Raw genomic sequence first — 21,317 nt, 5'->3', positions numbered from 1 at the left:
TTAGACCAGGATCAGGTTATCGCGGTGAACCAGTTCCGGTTCGGCCATGTAACCCAATAGTCCGACAATCGCATCGGAGGATTGTCCAATGATTTTCTGCGCTTCGAGCGCGCTGTAGTTGGCCAGGCCACGAGCGATCTCACGACCGTCTGGCGCCACGCACACCACCATCTCGCCCCGGCGGAAACTGCCCTGCACCAACTTGACGCCCACCGGCAGCAAGCTCTTGTTGCCTTGGGACAGCGCCGACACCGCGCCATCGTCCAGCACCAGGGTGCCACGGGTTTGCAGATGACCGGCCAGCCATTGTTTGCGCGCTGCCAGCATGCCGCGTTCCGGCGACAACAGCGTACCGATGCGCTCGCCGGCCTTGAGACGGTCCAACACGCGCTCGATGCGCCCGCCGACGATGATGGTATGGGCACCGGAACGCGCCGCCAGACGCGCCGCACGCAATTTGGTCTGCATGCCACCACGGCCCAGGGCGCCGCCGACACTGCCGGCCACGGCGTCCAACGCCGGGTCATCGGCGCGGGCTTCGTAGATCAGCTGGGCTTCGGGGTTGTTGCGCGGGTCGGCGTCGAACATGCCGTCGCGGTCAGTGAGGATCACCAGCAGATCGGCTTCCACCAGGTTGGCCACCAGGGCGGCCAAGGTGTCGTTGTCGCCAAAGCGGATTTCGTCGGTGACCACGGTGTCGTTTTCGTTGATCACCGGGATGACTTTCAGCTCCACCAGCGCGCGCAGAGTGCTGCGGGCGTTGAGGTAGCGCTTGCGGTCGGACAGGTCGTCGTGGGTCAGCAGGATCTGCGCAGTGTGCCGGCCGTGCTCGGCGAAGCTGGATTCCCAGGCTTGCACCAGGCCCATCTGGCCGATGGCGGCGGCGGCTTGCAGTTCGTGCATCGCGCTGGGTCGCGCGGTCCAGCCGAGGCGGCTCATCCCGGCGGCAACCGCCCCGGACGACACCAGCACCAACTCCACACCGGCCTCATGCAAGGCCACCATCTGCTCGACCCAGACGCTCATGGCTGCGCGATCGAGCCCCTTGCCATCCGCCGTCAGCAACGCACTGCCGATCTTCACGACCCAGCGCTGCGCACCTGTCACTTTGCTCCGCATCATCTTCAACCTTAGATTGAGGGCTGCGCGACCCAGCGCGGCCCATAACGTTAAACCCGGATACTAAAACGCCGCTCCAACAGGAGCGGCGTTCAAGTTTATCGCAACGAATCAGTCGCGCACGTAAATGATTTCAGGACCGTCTTCATCATCCACATCTTCTTCGTCCCAATCATCGTCACCGATGTCATGGACCGACTTCACGCCGCTGCGGCGCAGGGCACGCTGGTCGTCCAGCGCTTGCAGCTGGGCGCGGGCTTCGTCTTCGATCTGTTGATCGAGTTCAGCCAGTTCGGCCTTGAACACCGGGTCGGCCGCCAGGCGGTCGGCGCGGTCTTCGAGGTAGCGCATGATGTCGCGGGTCAGGCGCTCGGTGCCTTCTTTGGCGATGGCCGAGATCACGTAGACCGGACCTTCCCACTCCAGGCGGTCAACGATTTCCTTGACGCGCTCTTCGTGCTCTTCTTCCAGGATCTGGTCGCACTTGTTCAGCACCAACCAGCGATCACGCTCGGCCAGGGCAGGGCTGAACTTGGTCAGTTCGCTGACGATCACTTCGGCGGCGTCCGGTGCGCTGGTGTCATCCAGCGGCGCCATGTCGACGAGGTGCAGCAGCAAACGGGTACGCGACAGGTGCTTGAGGAAGCGAATCCCCAGGCCTGCGCCATCGGAAGCCCCTTCGATCAGGCCGGGAATGTCGGCGATCACGAAGCTTTTCCAACGGTCGACGCTGACCACACCGAGGTTTGGTACCAGGGTGGTGAACGGGTAGTCGGCGACTTTCGGCTTGGCGGCCGAAACCGAGCGGATGAAGGTACTTTTGCCAGCGTTTGGCAGACCCAGCAGGCCCACGTCAGCCAGTACTTTCATTTCCAGCTTGAGGTCACGCTGCTCGCCCGGCTTGCCAGGCGTGGTCTGGCGTGGCGCACGGTTGGTACTGGACTTGAATCGGGTGTTACCCAGACCGTGCCAGCCGCCCTGCACAACCATCAGCTTCTGGCCGGCCTTGGTCAGGTCGCCGATCACTTCCTGGGTCGCAGAATCGATAATCGTGGTGCCAACCGGTACGCGCAGTACCAGGTCTTCACCTTTTTTACCGGTGCAGTCGGTGCTGCCGCCGTTGGAGCCACGCTCGGCATCGAAGTGCCGGGTGTAACGGTAGTCGACCAGGGTGTTGAGGTTTTCGTCGGCCATCATGTAGATGGAACCGCCGTCACCGCCGTCACCGCCGTTGGGGCCACCGTTTTCGATGAATTTTTCGCGACGGAAACTCATGCAACCGTTACCGCCGTCGCCTGCTTTTACTCGGATGGAAACTTCATCAACGAACTTCATAACAAAACGCCTCTCGCCGCACGGACGAGCTTAAGAAACCAAGACATAAGACTCTTGCAAAAATGAGCGCAGCGACCTCAATCAGCGACCGCAAAACCAGCGCCTGAGCCCATTACAAACAGCTTTGCAAGAGACTCACCCCACAAACGAAAAAGCCCCGTCGCAAGACAGGGCTTTTCCAGCGATCTCGCAATTAAGCTGCGACAACGCTCACGTAACGGCGGTTGAACGCGCCTTTTACTTCAAACTTGATCACGCCTTCGATTTTCGCGAAGAGGGTGTGATCTTTACCCATGCCTACACCGTAACCGGCGTGGAATTGGGTGCCGCGCTGACGCACGATGATGTTGCCCGGAATGATTTTCTGGCCGCCATACATCTTCACGCCAAGGCGTTTGGCTTCTGAGTCGCGACCGTTACGGGTACTACCACCAGCTTTTTTGTGTGCCATGAGTCAATTCTCCTAGTGAGGAATTAGGCTGAAATTAAGCCTGAATACCGGTGATTTTGATCTCGGTGTACCACTGGCGGTGGCCCATACGCTTCATGTGGTGCTTACGACGACGGAACTTGATGATGCGGACTTTATCGTGACGACCTTGGGAGATCACTTCAGCCACAACGGTAGCGCCAGCAACAACTGGAGCGCCGATGTTCACGTCATCGCCATTGGCGACCAACAGAACGCGATCAAAAGTAACGGATTCGCCGGTAGCGACTTCCAGTTTTTCGATCTTCAGGTATTCACCTGGGGCGACTTTGTATTGCTTGCCACCAGTAACAATTACTGCGTACGACATGGTATTTCTCCGATAATCCTGCTCACCCAGCGCTTTATAAGAAGAGGTATTGGCTGGCATGGCTGCATGGGATGGACGTCCCTAATGCAATTGCGTAAGGCAGGTGCTGCCCAGGAAGTTCAGGGTGCGCGATTGTACGCAAGGTAAATGGGTGTTGCAAGGGGCCGTCTATCGCGCCTTGACACTGGGGGGCCTGGGTCCTAGCATGCCGCGCAACCCTTCTGGAGCGACTGTCGCTGATGCAACCCCAAGCTTTCTACCGCGCGGTCGCGGACGATTTTAGCGCCGTCGACGGCATCATCAAGCAGCAGCTGACGTCTAAAGTGCCGCTGGTCTCCAAAATTGGCGACTATATTACGTCGGCGGGCGGTAAGCGCCTGCGTCCTTTATTGGTGCTGCTGTGCGGCAAGGCCCTGGGTCGCGAAGGCGATGACCTGCGCCTGCTGGCAGCCACGATCGAATTCCTGCACACCGCGACCCTGCTGCATGACGACGTGGTCGACATGTCCGGCATGCGCCGTGGCCGCGAGACCGCCAACGCCATGTGGGGCAATGCCCCAAGCGTGCTGGTGGGCGACTTCCTGTACTCGCGCTCGTTCGAAATGATGGTTGAACTCGGCTCGATGCCGGTGATGAAGATTCTTTCACAGGCCACCCGCATCATCGCCGAAGGCGAAGTGTTGCAGCTGTCGAAGGTCCGTGACGCCAGCACCACCGAAGAAACCTACATGGAAGTGATCCGCGGCAAAACCGCGATGCTCTTCGAAGCCTCCACCCACAGCGCCGCTGCGCTGTGCGGTGCAACGGCCGAGCAGGCCGAGGCCTTGCGCACCTTTGGTGATCACCTGGGCGTAGCGTTCCAACTGGTCGACGACCTGCTCGACTACAAGGGCGACGCTGAAACCCTGGGCAAGAACGTCGGTGATGACCTGGCTGAAGGCAAGCCAACCCTGCCGCTGATCTACACCATGCGCGAAGGCACGCCGGAACAGGCCGCCCTGGTGCGCAAGGCGATCCAGAAAGGCGGGATCGAAGACCTGGAGGCCATCCGCGCCGCCGTGGAAGCCTCGGGTTCCCTGGAGTACACCGCACAATTGGCGCGTGACTATGTGGCCCGAGCCATCCAGTGCCTGGAAGCCCTTCCCGCCAGCGAATACCGGGATGCCCTGGTTGAGCTGAGTGAGTTTGCAGTCGCGCGCACTCACTAAAGCGCGGAGCTATGTGGGAGGGCCCCCTCCCACATTTAGATTTCATACAACCTGTAAGACCGCAAAACCCTATATAATGTGCGCCCTTTAGCCATCCTGACTCTCAAGGAGCCTTAGTGAGCACGTTGCCACCCTGCCCGAAATGCAATTCCGAATACACCTACGAAGACGGCGCCCAGCTGATCTGCCCGGAATGCGCCCATGAGTGGTCCGCCAATGGCGAGGCCGAAGCGGCCAGCGATGACGCCGTGAAAAAAGACTCCGTCGGCAATGTGCTGCAGGACGGCGACACCATCACCGTGATCAAGGATCTCAAGGTCAAGGGCACCTCCCTGGTGGTCAAGGTCGGCACCAAGGTCAAGAACATCCGGTTGTGCGACGGCGACCACGATATCGACTGCAAGATCGACGGTATCGGCCCGATGAAGCTCAAGTCCGAGTTCGTGCGCAAAGTCTGAATGTGCTGCCCTCCATCCCGCGCCCGCCGCGGGATGGCGTTTCGCCCTCTTGTTTGATCCCGCGCAATATCCACACAGAAAAAACCAGAAACCGCCAATAGGCACTTGCTATTCTACGAATAAGAATTATTCTCATTGAAATCCATCAAGGAGATGAGACCCATGACTTATTTGATAGACGCCTGGCTGGACCGCCCACACCCTTACCTGCGGATCCTGCATCGGGAAACCGGTGAAGTCTGTGCGGTGTTGGAGGAAGAAGCGCTGAATGAACTGCAGGACCAGGGCGACCTCGACGTCAACGGGCTGAGTTCGAGCGAACCCGGCGTGTTGAAGGAAGTGGTGCGCAATCTGTTTCTGTTCTGCTATGCCCGAGCGTTGCGCCCGGCGACTGAGCTGAATGGCAAGTTCCATCCATGAAAAAACCAGTAAAACACTGTGGGAGCGAGCAGGCTCGTTCCCACAGGTAATCAGCAGGTCTTACAGAACGTCGAGCAGCTCGACGTCGAACACCAGAACGCTGTGCGGCGGGATGCTGCCAACACCTTGAGCGCCGTAAGCCAGTTCGCTCGGCACATACAGGCGCCATTTGCTGCCGGCATTCATCAGTTGCAGGGCTTCGGTCCAGCCGGCGATCACGCCGCCTACCGGGAATTCTGCAGGCTGGCCGCGCTCGTAGGAGCTGTCGAACACAGTGCCGTCGATCAGGGTGCCGTGGTAGTGAGTGCGTACCTGGTCTTCACGGGTCGGCTTGGCGCCGTCACCTGCGGTCAGCACTTCGAATTGCAGGCCGGAAGCCAGAGTGGTGATGCCATCGCGCTTGGCGTTTTCAGCCAGGAAGGCCAGGCCAGCGCCAGCAGCCGCTTCAGCCTTGGCAGCCGCTTCGGCTTGCATGACTTCGCGGATCACTTTGAAGCTGGCGGCCATTTGCTCTTGGTCCACACGGCTTGGCTGGCCGGCGAACGCGTCGGTCAGGCCAGCCAGGATCGCGTCCAGGCTCACGCCCGGTGGTGGGTTGTCGCGCAGTTGGTCGCCCAGTTGACGGCCAATGCCGTAGCTGACGCGGGTTTCGTCGGTGGACAGATTAACTTCGGACATGAAGGTGCTCCGCTGTAGGACGGCACGATTCCCCGTGCCCTCCAGATCTAAAAGGGCCCGCAGACTAGCACACAACACAGGGCCTTGATGAGCGTGCCGGCGCATACGTATCTACAGCCGGGCACGCTGCGCCGCTCGCCATGCTGATGATTCCATTCATCACTCTGGGGCCGTGCCAATGAGTACGCCGAATCACCCTCACGCCATACCCACCCTGCAACAGATTCAAAGCCATCTGCTGGAGATTGACCCTACGTTGCGCACACGCAGCAAACGCCCTTTCGTATTGCCCGCCGAGCTCATTACCCTGGAAGCCACCAGTGCGGTTCTCAAACGCGTCAACGCGGCCTACGAACAACAGGCTCATGCGTTGTACGCAGGGCTGGAACAGGCTGATCTCGCACAATCTGCCGGCCAGCAGCTGTTGGTTCGTTTAAAGGCCCAGTTGGCCTCGCAACTTCAGGACCTTGATGAAACCAGCATCATCGAGAACCAAAGTCGCAAAACCTACGTGACCGTCACCGCCGGCATCAGCGCCTTGGAACAGGAGGCCCGCCTCAACGTCAACGACTACCTGCTTTCTCCCACCGACTTGAGCATGCTTGAAGACTGTTCACGCGGGCCAACCTTACGCCCGGGGATGTATGCACTGACCTTCAGCTATCAGGAGCAGACCGTGACGTTCGCCGGTGCGTTCGTACTGACACGCAAGGCCAGCCCCGTGGTCGACAGCTTCAACACCTCTGATTCCGTTGGCCCGGTCTTGTTGTTCACGCCATCACGCGGCCTGGAAGCCTTCGACTCCCTGTCCGATCTTGGCCAGCGCTTGCAGTCAGCGATCACCACGCGCGCCGGACAGGCAGAGCTCAACCGCCACCTGCCGGTGCAGTACCAACACTTTGATGCCGTCGATATGTTTTCGCTGAGCTTGCAGCCCATCGAAGGCAAGCCGCTGTTTGAACACACCTATCAAGCCGTGCTCGACAAACGCAAACAGGACATCCATTTCGCGCTGAGCCTTGCAGAAGGCGGGCAGCTCAACGCAGCAGGGCTCAAAGTACACCTGGACAACGCCATCAAGGCCGCTCTGCCGGACCTGACAATGCGCCTGGACTTCAGGGCCCAGCTATTGCTGGAACGCAATCTGTTCAACACCCTTCCCGACTGGTATCGCAGCGCGACCGACGACCAACGCAAAACCCTCGACCAGCACCTGCTCAGTTACAACCAAGCACGCCAGCAGTTCCTGGATTTGTTCGGCCCGGCATCGACGCCACACGCCCTGGCCCGCTATCAGTGGGCGGCGTATCTGGGCAACCGCTGGGATATGCACGATCTGGACCCTGACCAACTGCAGATCACCACCCGACGTAAAGTGGCCCAGGTTGGAACCTACGATCAGCAGCGCTCACTGGTTGAACTGGCCCTGCGCGGCCTGCATCCCGATGACAACAAGCCCGGCTCGGACTTCCTCAAACACAGCACCCTGAGCTACGTCGGTACACCGCTTGGCGAAGAGCATGCCTACCTGACCCCGCAACACCTGATCACCCCGCTACAGAGCCTGCAACCACGTCTGGATTTCGCCAACGTGCAGAAATCCGTGCTAGGCACTCCGGCAATCAAAAAGGCCGCGCGCAGTTTTTTTGACCAGCGCCTGGTGGTTATGGCGCATCTGGCCACGCGACAAGGCCATCTCAACCAGGCTGATTTTCAGCTGTTTGAAGACCTGCGGGAAAAACCACGCCCGCAGCTCTGCGCACAAACCGTGATGTTCCACGGCGCTCAGCTCAAGGACCTGTGGCTGCTGCGCGAAGAAGATGCCAGTGGCCAACTCCAACGTTTACTGCTGTGTACGCCCGATGCACCTCGTACACAGCAATTCTTCGGGTTCAGTACCTTACGCGAATGCCAGACCCACATCCTTGCCTGGCTGGACAACACATCCAAGGTCAAAGGCCGAGGAATGACCGACTACCTGCTGGAGCAAGTGCCCTTGCGCTTTCGCCCCACAATGAGCACGGTTATCCAGCGGATCGGCTTCAAACCTGACGGGCAGGAACACCTGAAAGTGACGTTTGGCATACCGTGCAGCCACTCCGACTGCCTGGACGCGATGGCCGAGCACCGCCTGACCCAATTGCTGGACGACTATGAGTTGGCGACCCCTGCCTGGTATCGCGCAGCTTCAGCAGCAGACCGCCAACGGTTGACCCAGCTGGGAGATGACGCGGCGGGAGCGTTGCGTACCTACAACGCGCGCGCAGACTCGGAAGCCAACTTCCAGGACTTCAACAGCTACCTGCATGAAAAGGCCAGACTCAGCCTGAACCAACTGCTGGGTCGCCGCCAGAACGACATCGATCCGGACACGATATTCGCCTACGCCTCCAAACCGTTGATCGGTGCTGGGTCGCCGCCCATGTCCTACACCCAACTGTTCCGCGATGGATATGACGACGGTATCGGTTTTCTCAACGAGAAATTCTCAAGGTCGGCCACCTTCCGTGGCCCACCGGAGGTCAATCTCAGCGTGCTGACCGCGCAAAATGTTGCACGTTCGGTGACCGGCGTGTGGATCGGCGAACGCTACATCGATGAAGTACGCCAACGCTTCCAGAGCAGCCAAAGCGCAGGCTACACCGAGCGGCGCAATGCCGTGCTGGCGATTCAACAACTGCAAATGAAAAGCGCCGCGCTGGAGTCGCGGTTGAAAGGCCATATTGCCAGCGTCGACCTTGAATGGCTGGAGAAGGCAATCGACAGCCTGGCGGATACCGCTACCACTACTCGCGACACCTATAAGATCCACCGGCTGTATATCGAGGGTGAGTGGATCATCGGCAACTACCTGTTCAGCCACGCCAATGACCCGGTCTTGCTGTATACCCCCGACGCCCCGGACGGCATCGCGTTTCGCGAGGCCAGGCTGTTCAATTACCTGCTCAAACAGGTCGACGGCATGCTCACCTATTGGTTCAAGCGGGCGTCGCAGCCCTCTATGGCACGGGTCAAACTGTTTTTGGAAACCGCCAGAAAAGGCCTGCCAGAAGATATCAATCGCACCACACCAAGCCCGGCCCGGTACGACGCAATCGCGCGTCTATCGCCGCTTACCGATTTGCGCCATGAGTTCTACAACATGAACCTGCAGCGCAAGATCGACGACGTACACGGCACCACCGCCAACCGCACCCAGATGATCCTTGGCACTCTGTGGACCTGCATCGAATGGGTGACAGCGGTGGCCACCATGCCATTTCCGGTACTCAGCCTGACCCTCGGCGGGTTGCTGGCGGTCAAGGACGCCATGCTCGCCCTGAACGCCTATTACCAGAATGACAAAACCACGGCCCTGGATCACTACATCGGTTACATGGGTAACTTTTTCGGTGCCGTATTGTTCGACGTCCGCCCTGCTCTGACTGGCGCATTGAAGCCGCTGCGCGTCTTGCGCCCGGTCCTAAAGCCCGGGCAACAAGCAACGCAAAGCGCGTTGATCGGAAAACTCGACACCCTAGCCCCCGAAAACATGCAGCCTGTGCTGTTTGAGGGGCGAGCGCTGTGGGCATCAAATACCCCAACCTCCGAGGGCCTCTACGTGCTTTACCGCCTCGACCCGCAAACCCGCGAGCTCCATTCGACCGCGCGCCTGGCCAAACGCGATCCCGACGGGCAATGGACGCGCCCAACGGTGCGCGGCGGCGGTAACGAATATGAAGCGTTGCAACCGGGGTATAGCAGCCCGCTGGAGGTTTTCGACATGACGGGCGAACAGGCCACGACCTTTCGCCACATGCTCGACGCGAACTTCAAGCAAAGGCTTCCGGGCATCGGCGATGACCTGGACGAGGCCGTCCTGCAAAGGTTTCACGAGCAAACATCTCCGCTGCGCGAGGCCTATGCCCTCAAAGTGACAAATTTGGCACAGCGCGCCGATACCTTCTTTCAAGCGCCGCGCCCTACCGTAACAAAAAGAACCGTGCCGACGCTGGCCGGCGATGCGACTCACACCGATATCGTCAAGACCCTGTTCGTTCGCGATAGCCGTTTAATCATAGGCTGCGCCAAAAGCCCGGCCACCAGCCTGCAACTGCTGATAGAACAGCTGCCCACACTGGTCGAACAAGGGCTCAAACGCGTCTACATCGAGTACCTGCCCCGCGACCTGTTCTATCACAAGCTGAAAATCCTCAGTAACAAGCTCCCTGGAGACAAGGCCAAAGCCCTGGGCCAGATCAAGCAGCAACTGGCCGCCGTTGACGATGTCCTGGGCCTCTCGGGCGCAGACTTCAACTACAGCAAATTGTTGGATGAAACCCGTCGGCTCAACGTCGAGATCGATGGCCTGGACGGCTCAGCGTCGTACCATCTTGACCAAGTCCTGGCCTTGGGCGACGAATCACGCTTTACCCCACGCAGCAGTAAACTGCGCAACTTCTATTCCCACACCGCGATTGAAAACAACCTGAGCGACAACCCGGGCGAAGGCTGGGTTGCCCTGGTGGCGTCGGATCGCCTGGGCACCTATGAACGCGTGGCCGGGCTGGCGGAGCTGGAAAACACGCTGGCGCTGCGCATCGAGGATGTAGCCTCCGGACAGCCCACGGGCGTAACTCCCGACACCACTGCGCTCGCCCAGTCCCGCGGGGATTACACCTTGTCGATGACAATGACCGCTGCGGCACCCAGCACCTCGGGAACCGTTTCGCCGCCTTCTACTGCGGCGACTCATTTCGCTGAGTTCGACCTGCCGCGCGACATTCACCCGCGCATTTGGGAGATGCAAACGAGCCGTCATGGGCTGGACACGCAATACGTATATGTCGAGCCCACCAAAGCCGAAGCCTTGCGCATATTTCGCACTACGCGCAGCCGCTTGGCCCGCGCCGCTGAAAGCGCTTTCGCCAACTACACGCCCACCCCGCGCGCGCCTCTGACGCAGATTTCTACGGCAAGCGAGAAGATGTTTATCGAACAGGTATACCAACACAAACTCGGCTTGGTGATCGGCGAAAGCCACATCCAGAGGTCCGCCAAAAAACTATTGAACGAGCACATGCAGTTGCTGAAAAAGCAGGGCGTCAAAACCCTGTACATAGAACACTTGCTCAGCGACTTGCACCAGGAGGCACTGGATACCTACCACCGCACCTCGAAAATGCCGGCGGTCTTGAAAAACTACCTGAAGTACCTCGATAGCGGCCATATGCCTAGGTACAGCGGCCCTGACAACTTCACGAATATCGTCAAAACGGCAAATAAGTACGGGCTGCGCGTGCGTGCGCTGGATTGCACCGTCAGCTATAACGTCAAAGGCCTCTCAGGCAATGCCGGCCGGGGCGAATTGTTCAGTTATTTCGCCAACGAGGTGATCAAGGCCGATCAACTCGCCCAGGGCGCCCATAAGTGGGTGGGTTTTGTAGGCGCCACCCATACCAATATGCACCAGGGTGTTCCGGGCCTCGTCGAGTTGCAGGAAGCAATCAGTGTACATGTGTTCGATACCTATCCAAGCCGTGCAAAATCGCTACGCAGCGGCGGCTGGCACACCGTATCGGAACAGAACCCGATCGTAGCCGTGCGCAGTGACTTCCGGCTTGATGTGAGCAACATTAAAGACCCCGAGCCTCGGCACCCAACGCTGCCCGACCGCACCAGGCTCAAGCAGGTTGGGCAGTTCTTCATCGAATACCCAAGCGATTTTGAAGTTAACCTGGTTCACCGCTCACGCAGTGGGCAAATCGTCACGACGCCGTTTCAGATCGATGATAGAGGCCGGTACTTCATCGAGTATTGGGAAGACATCAGGGATCGTCGTTTTTATAGTCTTTCGCTCTTGATCGACCTGCTCAAGACCCCCGGTAGGGCAGGTGGTATAGGGCTAACCCAAATAACCTGACAGGTACAGCGTTCAGCCTCGCCAGGTCATCGGGCGGGGCTCGCCTTTCATCGCCCCACTGAAAAAACATTTCAGATTCGCACCCTGCCGCCGATAGACACCTACACACTTTGGCTGGCTCAAACAACAACACCGTCCAGCAGACAGACATCAACTTTGCGGAGCATTCGATGAATAGCTGGTTCGGCAACATCAGCGTCAATCTCAAACTGGGCCTGGGCTTCGGCCTGGTGCTGGTCCTTACCTCGATCCTGGCACTGACCGGCTGGACCAGCCTGGGCGGCCTGATTGACCGCAGCAACTGGATGAGCGACATCACTCAGCTCAACGCCTCGCTGACCAAACTACGTATCGTGCGCCTGCAGTACATGCTGGCCAACGGCGACGAAGCCGTAGCCCAGAACGTACAGACCAACCTGGATGCCTTCGCTGCCCAGCAACAGAAACTGCTCGACAGCTTCAAGAGCCCGGAAAACCTCAAGCTGCTCAACGAGCAGAAATCCATCATCACCGCTTACCAGCAGTCACTGAATAAAATGCGCGAGGCCTACCGCAACGGCAACGCCTCTCGCCAGGTGATGGGCGACAAGGCGGATATCGCCAATGCGCAGATCAACGCATTGGAAACCAGCGTGAAGCAAATGCCCGACAGTTCGGAGCACCTGGCTCAGTTCCAGGCGGTGGCCGACGCCAAGATGCAATTCCAGTTGGCTCGCTACGAAGTGCGTGGCTACACCGGCAACGTCAGCCCGGAAACCGAAGCCCGCGCTGCCGCTCAGATTGAAAAAGCCATCGCCGGTTTGAAAGACCTCAGCGCAGCCTTTGGCGCCAGCCAGCAAAGCGCGCTGACTGCATTGGAAACCGCCTTGGGTGCCTACCGCAGCGCCGTGCAGAACTACAAGGCCGCCAACGCAAACATCGTCACCGCCCGCGCGGAAATGACCACCCAAGGCGCTGATATCGTCACGATCAGCGACAAACTGTACGACATCCAGCTGACCCGCCGTGACGCAGAGAGCGCCCAAGCCCGCAGCCTGCAATTGATCAGCACCTTGCTGGCACTGCTGGTTGGCGTGATCGCCGCATGGGTCATCACCCGCCAGATCACCCGCCCGATCCAGGAAACCCTGGCCGTGGTGGAGCGCATTGCCTCCGGCGACTTGAGCCACAACATCCAGGTCACCCGCCGCGATGAACTGGGCGTGCTGCAACAAGGCATTCAGCGCATGGGCACGACCTTGCGCGAATTGATCAGCGGTATTCGCGACGGCGTGACTCAGATCGCCAGCGCCGCCGAAGAACTGTCGGCCGTGACCGAGCAGACCAGCGCCGGTGTGAACAGCCAGAAGATCGAGACCGACCAGGTCGCCACGGCGATGCACGAAATGACTGCCACCGTGCAGGAAGTGGCGCGCAACGCCGAGCAGGCTTCCCTGGCCGCCGCCGATGCGGATGGCCAAGCCCGCGCAGGCGACAAGGTGGTGGCCGAGGCCATCGCCCAGATCGAACGCCTGGCTGCTGAAGTGGCGCGCTCCACCGACGCAATGACCCACCTGCAACAAGAGAGCAACAAGATCGGCAGCGTGATGGACGTGATCAAGGCTGTCGCGGAACAGACCAACCTGCTGGCCCTCAACGCGGCGATCGAAGCCGCACGGGCGGGTGAAGCCGGCCGAGGGTTTGCCGTAGTGGCTGACGAAGTGCGCGGCCTGGCCCAGCGCACGCAAAAATCCACCGAGGAAATCGAAGGCCTGGTCGCCGGGTTGCAGAACGGCACCCAGCAAGTCGCCAACGTGATGAACAACAGCCGCAGCCTCACTGACAGCAGTGTCGAGCTGACGCGCAAGGCCGGTGTGTCACTGGAGAACATCACCCGTACGGTGTCGAATATCCAGTCGATGAACCAGCAGATTGCCGCCGCCGCCGAGCAGCAGAGCGCCGTGGCTGAAGAGATCAGCCGCAGCATTGTGAATGTGCGGGATGTGTCGGAGCAGACCGCTACGGCAAGTGACGAGACCGCCAAGTCGAGTGTTGAACTGGCACGGTTGGGTAGCCAGTTGCAGCAGATGGTCAGCCATTTCCGGGTGTAAGAAACACAATCACTGTGGCGAGGGAGCTTGCTCCCGTTGGGCCGCGAAGCGGCCCTAATCAACTTGATGCCGATTTGAAGTTGAGAACACGGTGAATGCTTCGGGGCTGCTACGCAGCCCAACGGGAGCAAGCTCCCTCGCCACAGGCAAACTTAGACATACTCGGCCCTCCTTAAGTTGGGCCTTACCTCCAGCACACTTACCGGAACACGTGAGCCTTCGGACGCGGGTCAATGCGTCCTTTGAGGTGGCCGGGCTTATGGTCCTTCCGCATCAATCCGGCACGGATTACTAGCCCGTGGCAGTCGGTCCAAAATTTGCGCGCGAACCCAGCCAACCTACCTCACGATGAACGTAGAACGAGGGCGATACTAGCTCAGTACCCCACGCCAAGGTGTGACAGACACAGTCTGCTCGGCCTTAATAGTTGTTGCTGTTCTTTGCAGACTTCAACCAAAAGAAACCGAGCATTAGCGTGGTGAAAAACCATTTACCGTGAGGTCTTGCTTAAAGCGCCAACGCAGCAGTAGTATCTCCAACACGTCAGTGCTTCCTGTGAAATCGCAACCCCAGCCACTAACTGGGTTTGCAAAAAAAAACCGCCCTACTAAGGCGGTTTTTTATTGCCTGCGATTTACCCCTCAACCCTCGCCTTCGTCAACAAACACCACACGGTTCCCAAACGGATCCTTGATGCTCATCTCCCGCGAGCCCCATGGCGTTTCCTCTACCTCTGGCTTGGCATATCGGTAATCCTTGCCCAGCAACTGCTGCTGGTAAGCGTCCACACCCTGAGCCTGAATCCGCACCGCTGCGCCTGGCGATGCGTCACCATGATGCTCGGTCAGGTGCAACACACACTCGCCCAGCGAAACCTGCAAATACAGCGGGAAATTCGCCTCGAAACGATGCTGCCAATCCACCTTGAACCCCAAAAAATCGACGTAGAATTCCAACGCTTTAGCCTCGTCGAAAATCCGCAGAATGGGGATGACTTTTCCTAAGTGCATGGCAACCGCTCCGTTTAATTGAGCGACCACTATAGAGACGAAAAACCCCGACGCAAATCCCCACTGCGCGCCAGGAACCGACCCGGCCGCTGACCGTTCGCCTGCCCGTCGCTGTAGCTCAACACGCCGTTGACCCACACCCCGTCAATGCCTTCCGCCGCGCGCTGCGGCTCCTTGAAGTCCGCCACATCGCGTACGCGCAACGGGTCGAACAGCACCAGGTCTGCCCAGTGCCCTTCACGGATTTCACCCCGTTCAGCCAAACCAAACCGCGCCGCCGACAACCCGGTCATCTTGTGCACGGCGGTGTGCAGTGGGAACAACCCCACATCCCGGCTGAAGTGCCCCAACACCCTTGGAAATGCCCCCCACAAGCGCGGATGCGGGAACGGATCCTCCGGCAACCCGTCCGACCCGACCATCGACAACGGATGCGCCAGGATCCGTCGCACATCCGCCTCATCCATCCCGTAATACACCGCCCCTGCCGGTTGTAGCCGACGGGCTGCGTCCATCAACGCAACATCCCACTCAGCGGCGATGTCCTGCAAATCACGCCCGCCCACTTCGGGATGCGGCGTCGACCAGGTAATGGTGATCCGAAACGCGTCGGTCACCTGCTTGAGGTCCAGGGTCGAAGAACTCGCCGCATAGGGATAGCAATCACAGCCCACCGGGTGGGTTTTCGCCGCCAGCTCCAGCGACGCCAGCAGCTGCGGACTACGCCCCCAGTTACCGGCGCCAGCACATTTGAGGTGGGAAATGATCACCGGCGCCTTGGCATGCCGGCCGATCAGGAACGCCTCGTCCATCGCCTCCAGCACCGGTTCGAACTCACTGCGCAAATGGGTGGTGTACACCGCACCGAACGCGGTGAGTTCTTCAGTGAGTTGTAGCACCTCGTCGGTCGAGGCATTGAACGCACTGGCGTAGGCCAGGCCTGTGGATAAACCGAGGGCACCGGCTTCGAGGCTCTCTTGCAGCTGCACGCGCATGGCGGTGATTTCATCCACTGAAGCGGTTCGATGCAGGTCGTCCATATGGTTGCTGCGCAGCGCCGTATGGCCGATCAACGCGGCGACGTTGACCGCCGGATGAGCCTCTTCGACCGCTACTCGGTAGTCGCTGAAACGCGGATAAACAAACGCCGAAGCGCTGCCCAACAGGTTCATCGGGTCCGGTGGATCACCGCGCAACGTCACCGGCGACGCGCTGATGCCACAGTTGCCGACAATCACCGTGGTCACGCCCTGGCTGAGCTTGGGCAGCATCTGCGGCTGGCGGATCACCACGGTGTCATCGTGGGTGTGCACGTCGATAAAACCCGGCGCCAACACGCGTCCGTTCGCATCGATTTCATGCTCGGCCGTCGCGGCAGACAGGTCACCGATCGTCTCGATGCGCCCGTCGCGCAGTCCCACATCGGCGACGTAGCCGGGGGTGTTGCTGCCATCAATGATCAGCGCCTGGCGGATCAGCGTGTCGTACTTCATATCAGTCTCCAAGCGGCAGGCTGTCGGGGCCGCCGCGATAATCGTCCAGGGCCAGCTTGATCCGGCGCAGGCGTTCCTGGTTGTCGTCCGGCAGGGCCAAGGCCAACTCGGTGGCGAGCAAGTCGATGGCCAGCAGCATTCCGTAGCGCGCCGCGGTGGGCTTGTAGATAAAACTGGTTTCGGCCGGTTGCAGTGGTAGCAGTACATCGGCCAACTGCGCCAAGGGCGAATCCGCCAGGGTGATGGCGACGATGCGCGCGTCGTAGTTGCGCGCCAGGGTCACTACGTCGAGCAACTCGGGGGTGAGGCCGGTCAGGGAGCACACAATCAGCGCATGCTCGGGTCCCAGCGTCGCCGCCGTGACGCGCATCATCACCGGGTCGTGGCAAGCGGCAATCGGATAACCCAAGCGCACCAGGCGCACCTGCAACTCATCGCTGCACAGGCTCGACGGGCCGCCCATGCCGAACGCATGGATCATCCGCGCCTTGCCCAGCAGGCTCACTGCATCAACGAAACCCGCCTGGTTGAACCCCGACAAGTGCTGACGCAAGGTCCCTTCGATATCCCCCAGGATCTGCCGATGAAACGCCGACTGCTCCGGCAACCCCGCAGGGTCGAGGAAGCGGCTGCCGACGCCACTGGCCTGGGCTAATTGCAGGCGCAAGTCACGCAGATCTCGGCAACCTACGCTGCGTGCAAAGCGTGACAAGGTGGCCGTGCTGACCTCGGCCCGTTGGGACAACGCTTCCAGACTGGCCGACGCGGCAAAGCCCACGTCATCGAGCATCAGCTTGGCGATACGCCCTTCGCCGGCGCTAAAAGAGTCCTGGCGGGCGCGGATCTGGTAGAGGATGTCCATGGGGGCTCCGGGTTACAGAATGCAGGACAGACCATACGTAAGACCGAAGGCGACCACAGAAATCAGAGTCTCCAGTACGGTCCAGGTCTTGAAGGTCTGGATCACCGTCATATTGAAGTATTCCTTGATCAGCCAGAAGCCGCCGTCGTTCACGTGGGAAAAGATCACCGAACCCGCGCCGGTGGCCAACACCAGCAATTCAGGGTGTGGATAACCCAGGCCCATCGCAACCGGCGCCACCACGCCGGACGCGGTGGTCATGGCGACGGTGGCCGAGCCCGTGGCAATACGCATCAGCGCAGCAAACAGCCAGCCCATCACCAACGGCGACAGATGGAAAGCATGGGCCAGGCCGAGAATTTCGTTGGTCACCCCCGCATCCACCAGAATGCGATTCAAACCGCCGCCCGCGCCCACCAGCAAGGTGATGCTCGCGGTCGGCGCCAGGCATTCGTTGGTGAACTTGAGGATCGACTCGCGGTTGAAGCCCTGGGCGATACCCAAGGTCCAGAAGCTCACCAAGGTCGCCACCAGCAGCGCGATCACCGAGTTACCGATAAACAACAGGAACTGATTGAAACCGGTGCCCGGCGTGGAAATCACATTGGCCCAACCGCCGATCATCATCAACACCACCGGCAACAGGATGGTGCCCATGGTCAGCGCAAAGCTCGGCAAGCGGGTACGCGGTTCGCGGTCGATGAACTGGCGTTCCAGCGGATTCTCCGCCGGCAGATGAATACGCGGCACGATGAATTTGGCGTAGACGGGACCTGCGATGATTGCCGTGGGGATACCGATCAGAATCGCGTAGAGCACGGTCTGCCCCACCGACGCGTTGTACGCCAGCACGGCCATCATCGCCGCCGGGTGCGGCGGCACCAGCGCATGCACCACCGACAGGCCGGCGACCATCGGCAAACCGACCATCAGGATCGACACGCCCACACGCCGCGCCACGGTAAAGGCAATCGGCACCAGCAACACAAAACCGACCTCGAAAAACAGCGGCAGCCCCACCAGGAAGGCGATGCACACCATGGCCCAGTGCGCGTTACGCTCGCCAAAACGGTTGATCAACGTGCGCGCCACCTGCTCGGCACCGCCGGACTCAGCCATCATCTTGCCGAGCATGGTGCCCAGCGCCACCACCAGGGCGATATGCCCCAAGGTCTTGCCGACGCCGGCTTCATACGAGCCCATAATGGTGTCCGCCGGCATCCCGGCCATCAGCGCCAGGCCAATGGACACCAGGGTGATGACGATAAACGGGTTGAGCCGGTAACGTGCAATTAGCACGATCAATGCAATGATGGCGATGGCAGCGTATGCCAATAGCCCGAAGCCCGGTGATGCGGCCATGCGGTACTCCTCGGAAAGGGTCACGTCGAATTGGTTGTGAAACTCATAAATCATTACCGAAGAGTATTTTCAATTTTTATGAAAGTAATTTTCGCCCACAGATAAGCGCTGTCGCGTTGGGATATGCCCAACGGTCGCCCATGAAAATTCGGGGGGTGTTCTTACATGAAGATCAGAAGATGCTGGAAACTCAAACGCCGCCATCGAGTCATAGAATGCGCCTCCCCTCATGCCCAGGAAAATCGACCATGATTCGCACCTCCCTCGCCGCCAGCGCTTTGTTACTCGCCCTGTGCGGCACTGCGTCGGCCGCCGATAACGCGGCGTTGAAAAAATGCATGGACAGCGCCAACACGACCGCAGACATGGTCAATTGCAACGCCAAGGAAGCCAAGGTGCAGGACACGCGCCTGAACAAAGCCTACAAGACCGCCCTCGCCGCCCAGGAAGGTGCGCGCAAGCAGCAACTGCAAGACGTGCAGCGCCTGTGGATAAAATACCGTGATGCCAATTGCGGCTTCGCCGGCTCCGCGACCGGCGGCACCATCGACCAGGTCAACGGCTCCGCCTGCCTGCTGGAAATGACCCAGACCCGCGCCCAGGAGTTGGAAGACCTAGTCGGGCCGTGATCACTTACTCATGATGGACCCGGGCGCGCTTGAGCAGCTTCTTGCAGCGCTCCGACAAATGCAGCACCCGCAGGTGCTTGCCGGCCTTGGTGTAACGCTCACGCAGGGTCATCAACGCAGCAATGGCTGAATAGTCGACAAAGCTCAGGTGACGGCAATCCAGCGTCACCTGGGCCGGGTCGTTGGCCGGGTCGAACTGGTTGAGGAACGGCGTGGTCGAGGCAAAGAACAAGGTGCCATGCAGACGATAGAGCTTGCTGCCATCGGCCTCCAGGTGTTCATCGGCATACAGCTCGCGCGCCTGTTGCCAGGCGAAGTTCAGCGCCGCAATCACAATCCCGCACAGCACGGCCGTGGCCAGGTCGGTGAACACAGTGATCACCGTCACCGCGATAATCACCAGCACGTCATTGAGCGGCACCTTGTTGATCACCCGCAAGGACGCCCAGGCGAAGGTCTGCTGGGACACCACGAACATCACACCCACCAGCGCCGCCAGCGGGATCCGCTCGATAAACGGCGACAGGAACAGGATGAACAACAGGATCATCACCCCGGCCAACACGCCGGAGAAGCGCCCGCGCCCGCCGGAGCTGAGGTTGATCACGGTTTGCCCGATCATCGCGCAGCCGCCCATGCCGCCAAACAGTCCCGAGACCATATTCGCCGCGCCCAGGGCCACGCTTTCGCGGTCCGGGTAGCCACGGGTTTCGGTGATTTCATCGGTGAGGTTGAGGGTCAGCAAGGTTTCCAGCAGGCCGACCATGGCCATCAGGAACGCATAGGGCGCGATGATGCCCAGGGTTTCCAAGGTCCAGGGGATCTGCGGCAGGGCGAACGTCGGCAGGCCGCCGGCGATGTGGGCCATGTCGCCCAAGGTGCGGGTCGGCAGGCCTAGCAGGTACACCGCCAAGCCCACGCCGAGGATCGCCACCAATGCAGGCGGCACCGCGCGGGTGATGCGCGGCAGCAGGTAGACGATGGCCATGGTCACCAGCACCAGGCCGATCATCACGTACAGCGGCGTGCCGCTGAGCCAGTGTTCACCGCTCTTGAAATGCTCCAACTGCGCCAGGGCAATGATGATCGCCAGGCCATTCACGAACCCCAGCATTACCGGGTGCGGCACCATGCGTACTAGCTTGCCCAGGCGCAGCAGGCCGAAGGCGACCATGATCAACCCGCCTAGCAACACCGTCGCCAGCAGGTATTCCACGCCGTGTTGCACCACCAACGCCACGATCACCACCGCCATCGAGCCCGCCGCACCGGACACCATGCCGGGGCGGCCGCCGAACAATGCGGTCAATGTGCAGATGATAAAGGCGCCATAGAGCCCCATCAGCGGGTTGAGGTGGGCCACCAGGGCAAAGGCGATGCATTCGGGCAGCAACGCAAAAGACGTGGTGAGGCCGGCCAGAGCATCGGCGCGCAGACGGGTGAGGTTCATGAAGTACCAGGGTAATGCGGGGGATAAGGCGGGGAATGGTACGGAATTGAAGGGAATGGGGCTAGTCTCGAAGACCGTATCGTCCCCTTCGCGAGCAAGCCCGCTTGTATGTTTAGACTTGAAGGGGTGGGCGGGACTAAAAGCCCGATTCCGACTCTAGCCAGTACGGACCGTGGGAGACTTCTCGTCCCGCCCCTTCTACCCAAAGCGCCGATAAGGAATGCATCGGTAAAAACCGACGATAGAGGCAAGCCAGCGCTCCGGTAGACCCCAACAAGCATATAAACCCTAGCTTCGAGGATTCGTTATGACAATCCTTAACTCGCCAACGGTCGTAGGTATCGATGTGGCTAAGGCCGAAATCGTCGCTTACCGTGAAGACTTGGAAACCATTCAAATCGTCGCTAACGACCGAGAAACTCTTGGCCGCTGGCTCAAAACGCTGCCTGCGCAAAGCTCAATTGCCCTGGAAGCCACCAGTATTTATCACTTGGACACCGT

Annotated in this window: 16 protein-coding genes and 2 pseudogenes; 8 read left to right on the top strand and 10 right to left on the bottom strand. The window is 59.9% G+C overall.

Features of this window, described 5'->3' with window-relative positions; genetic code table 11:
* The 4 genes from proB to rplU all read right to left on the bottom strand — a co-directional run bounded on the left by proB (position 1) and on the right by rplU (position 3,254).
* A complete protein-coding gene (gene proB / locus HX812_RS11800; protein WP_038842176.1) occupies positions 1 to 1,119 on the bottom strand; it encodes a glutamate 5-kinase in 1,119 nt (372 codons plus the stop codon).
* A 111-nt stretch (positions 1,120 to 1,230) separates the two neighbouring features.
* The gene (gene cgtA, locus HX812_RS11795) at positions 1,231 to 2,454 is read right to left on the bottom strand and encodes an Obg family GTPase CgtA (protein ID WP_016976186.1); all 1,224 of its coding nucleotides are present in this window, start codon (positions 2,452 to 2,454) and stop codon (positions 1,231 to 1,233) included.
* Positions 2,455 to 2,647: 193 nt separating this feature from the next.
* Positions 2,648 to 2,905: a 50S ribosomal protein L27 gene (rpmA, locus tag HX812_RS11790; RefSeq protein ID WP_003176049.1), complete on the bottom strand. Its 258-nt coding sequence runs from the start codon at positions 2,903 to 2,905 to the stop codon at positions 2,648 to 2,650.
* A gap of 34 nt (positions 2,906 to 2,939) precedes the next feature.
* On the bottom strand, positions 2,940 to 3,254 hold the full coding sequence (gene rplU, locus HX812_RS11785; protein WP_007950961.1) for a 50S ribosomal protein L21: 315 nt from the start codon (positions 3,252 to 3,254) through the stop codon (positions 2,940 to 2,942).
* A gap of 239 nt (positions 3,255 to 3,493) precedes the next feature.
* On the opposite strand from rplU, the gene HX812_RS11780 reads away from it, so the two are divergent.
* The 3 genes from HX812_RS11780 to HX812_RS11770 all read left to right on the top strand — a co-directional run bounded on the left by HX812_RS11780 (position 3,494) and on the right by HX812_RS11770 (position 5,340).
* Entirely contained in the window at positions 3,494 to 4,462 is a 969-nt protein-coding gene (locus tag HX812_RS11780; RefSeq protein ID WP_005791318.1) for a polyprenyl synthetase family protein, read from the top strand.
* Positions 4,463 to 4,578: 116 nt separating this feature from the next.
* Positions 4,579 to 4,920, top strand: a complete 342-nt coding sequence (locus tag HX812_RS11775) for a zinc ribbon domain-containing protein YjdM (RefSeq protein WP_008022504.1) — start codon at positions 4,579 to 4,581, stop codon at positions 4,918 to 4,920.
* A gap of 162 nt (positions 4,921 to 5,082) precedes the next feature.
* Positions 5,083 to 5,340, top strand: a complete 258-nt coding sequence (locus HX812_RS11770; RefSeq protein ID WP_003194088.1) for a hypothetical protein — start codon at positions 5,083 to 5,085, stop codon at positions 5,338 to 5,340.
* A gap of 60 nt (positions 5,341 to 5,400) precedes the next feature.
* On the opposite strand, the gene HX812_RS11765 is transcribed toward HX812_RS11770, so the two are convergent.
* Positions 5,401 to 6,018 (bottom strand): FKBP-type peptidyl-prolyl cis-trans isomerase, encoded by a 618-nt coding sequence (locus HX812_RS11765; protein ID WP_016976188.1) that lies wholly within the window; start codon positions 6,016 to 6,018, stop codon positions 5,401 to 5,403.
* Between the two features lie 178 nt (positions 6,019 to 6,196).
* On the opposite strand from HX812_RS11765, the gene HX812_RS11760 reads away from it, so the two are divergent.
* The 3 genes and pseudogenes from HX812_RS11760 to HX812_RS32375 all read left to right on the top strand — a co-directional run bounded on the left by HX812_RS11760 (position 6,197) and on the right by HX812_RS32375 (position 14,010).
* On the top strand, positions 6,197 to 11,920 hold the full coding sequence (locus tag HX812_RS11760; RefSeq protein ID WP_050572365.1) for a membrane-targeted effector domain-containing toxin: 5,724 nt from the start codon (positions 6,197 to 6,199) through the stop codon (positions 11,918 to 11,920).
* A 170-nt stretch (positions 11,921 to 12,090) separates the two neighbouring features.
* Positions 12,091 to 13,107, top strand: a pseudogene (locus tag HX812_RS32380) (methyl-accepting chemotaxis protein); the annotation flags it as partial.
* A 39-nt stretch (positions 13,108 to 13,146) separates the two neighbouring features.
* Positions 13,147 to 14,010, top strand: a complete 864-nt coding sequence (locus HX812_RS32375; RefSeq protein ID WP_370636473.1) for a methyl-accepting chemotaxis protein — start codon at positions 13,147 to 13,149, stop codon at positions 14,008 to 14,010.
* Positions 14,011 to 14,651: 641 nt separating this feature from the next.
* Here HX812_RS32375 and HX812_RS11750 read toward each other — a convergent pair.
* From HX812_RS11750 to HX812_RS11735, 4 genes are read right to left on the bottom strand one after another with little or no spacing between them, the layout of a single operon-like run.
* A complete protein-coding gene (locus HX812_RS11750) occupies positions 14,652 to 15,020 on the bottom strand; it encodes a glyoxalase superfamily protein (RefSeq protein WP_038842165.1) in 369 nt (122 codons plus the stop codon).
* Positions 15,021 to 15,049: 29 nt separating this feature from the next.
* Positions 15,050 to 16,513, bottom strand: coding sequence for an amidohydrolase family protein (locus HX812_RS11745; RefSeq protein WP_038842163.1), 1,464 nt, complete (start codon positions 16,511 to 16,513; stop codon positions 15,050 to 15,052).
* Position 16,514: 1 nt separating this feature from the next.
* Positions 16,515 to 17,375 carry a MurR/RpiR family transcriptional regulator gene (locus HX812_RS11740; RefSeq protein WP_038842160.1) on the bottom strand — a complete coding sequence of 287 codons (861 nt, stop codon included), beginning with the start codon at positions 17,373 to 17,375 and terminating at the stop codon, positions 16,515 to 16,517.
* Positions 17,376 to 17,387: 12 nt separating this feature from the next.
* Complete coding sequence (locus HX812_RS11735; protein ID WP_038842258.1) at positions 17,388 to 18,737, bottom strand: gluconate:H+ symporter; 1,350 nt, start codon at positions 18,735 to 18,737, stop codon at positions 17,388 to 17,390.
* Positions 18,738 to 18,985: 248 nt separating this feature from the next.
* Between HX812_RS11735 and HX812_RS11730 the strand changes: the two genes are divergently transcribed.
* On the top strand, positions 18,986 to 19,366 hold the full coding sequence (locus HX812_RS11730; RefSeq protein WP_038842158.1) for a lysozyme inhibitor LprI family protein: 381 nt from the start codon (positions 18,986 to 18,988) through the stop codon (positions 19,364 to 19,366).
* Between the two features lie 4 nt (positions 19,367 to 19,370).
* Here HX812_RS11730 and HX812_RS11725 read toward each other — a convergent pair whose 3' ends face one another.
* On the bottom strand, positions 19,371 to 20,816 hold the full coding sequence (locus HX812_RS11725; protein WP_038842156.1) for a SulP family inorganic anion transporter: 1,446 nt from the start codon (positions 20,814 to 20,816) through the stop codon (positions 19,371 to 19,373).
* A gap of 307 nt (positions 20,817 to 21,123) precedes the next feature.
* On the opposite strand from HX812_RS11725, the pseudogene HX812_RS11720 reads away from it, so the two are divergent.
* A pseudogene (locus tag HX812_RS11720) lies at positions 21,124 to 21,317 on the top strand (IS110 family transposase); the annotation flags it as partial.

It is taken from the genome of Pseudomonas sp. IPO3749 (assembly GCF_013386605.1).
Classification (GTDB): Bacteria; Pseudomonadota; Gammaproteobacteria; order Pseudomonadales; family Pseudomonadaceae; genus Aquipseudomonas; species Aquipseudomonas azotoformans_A.
The sequence above is the reverse complement of the archived record's forward strand: the minus strand, read 5'-3'. Positions and strand labels throughout refer to the sequence as shown.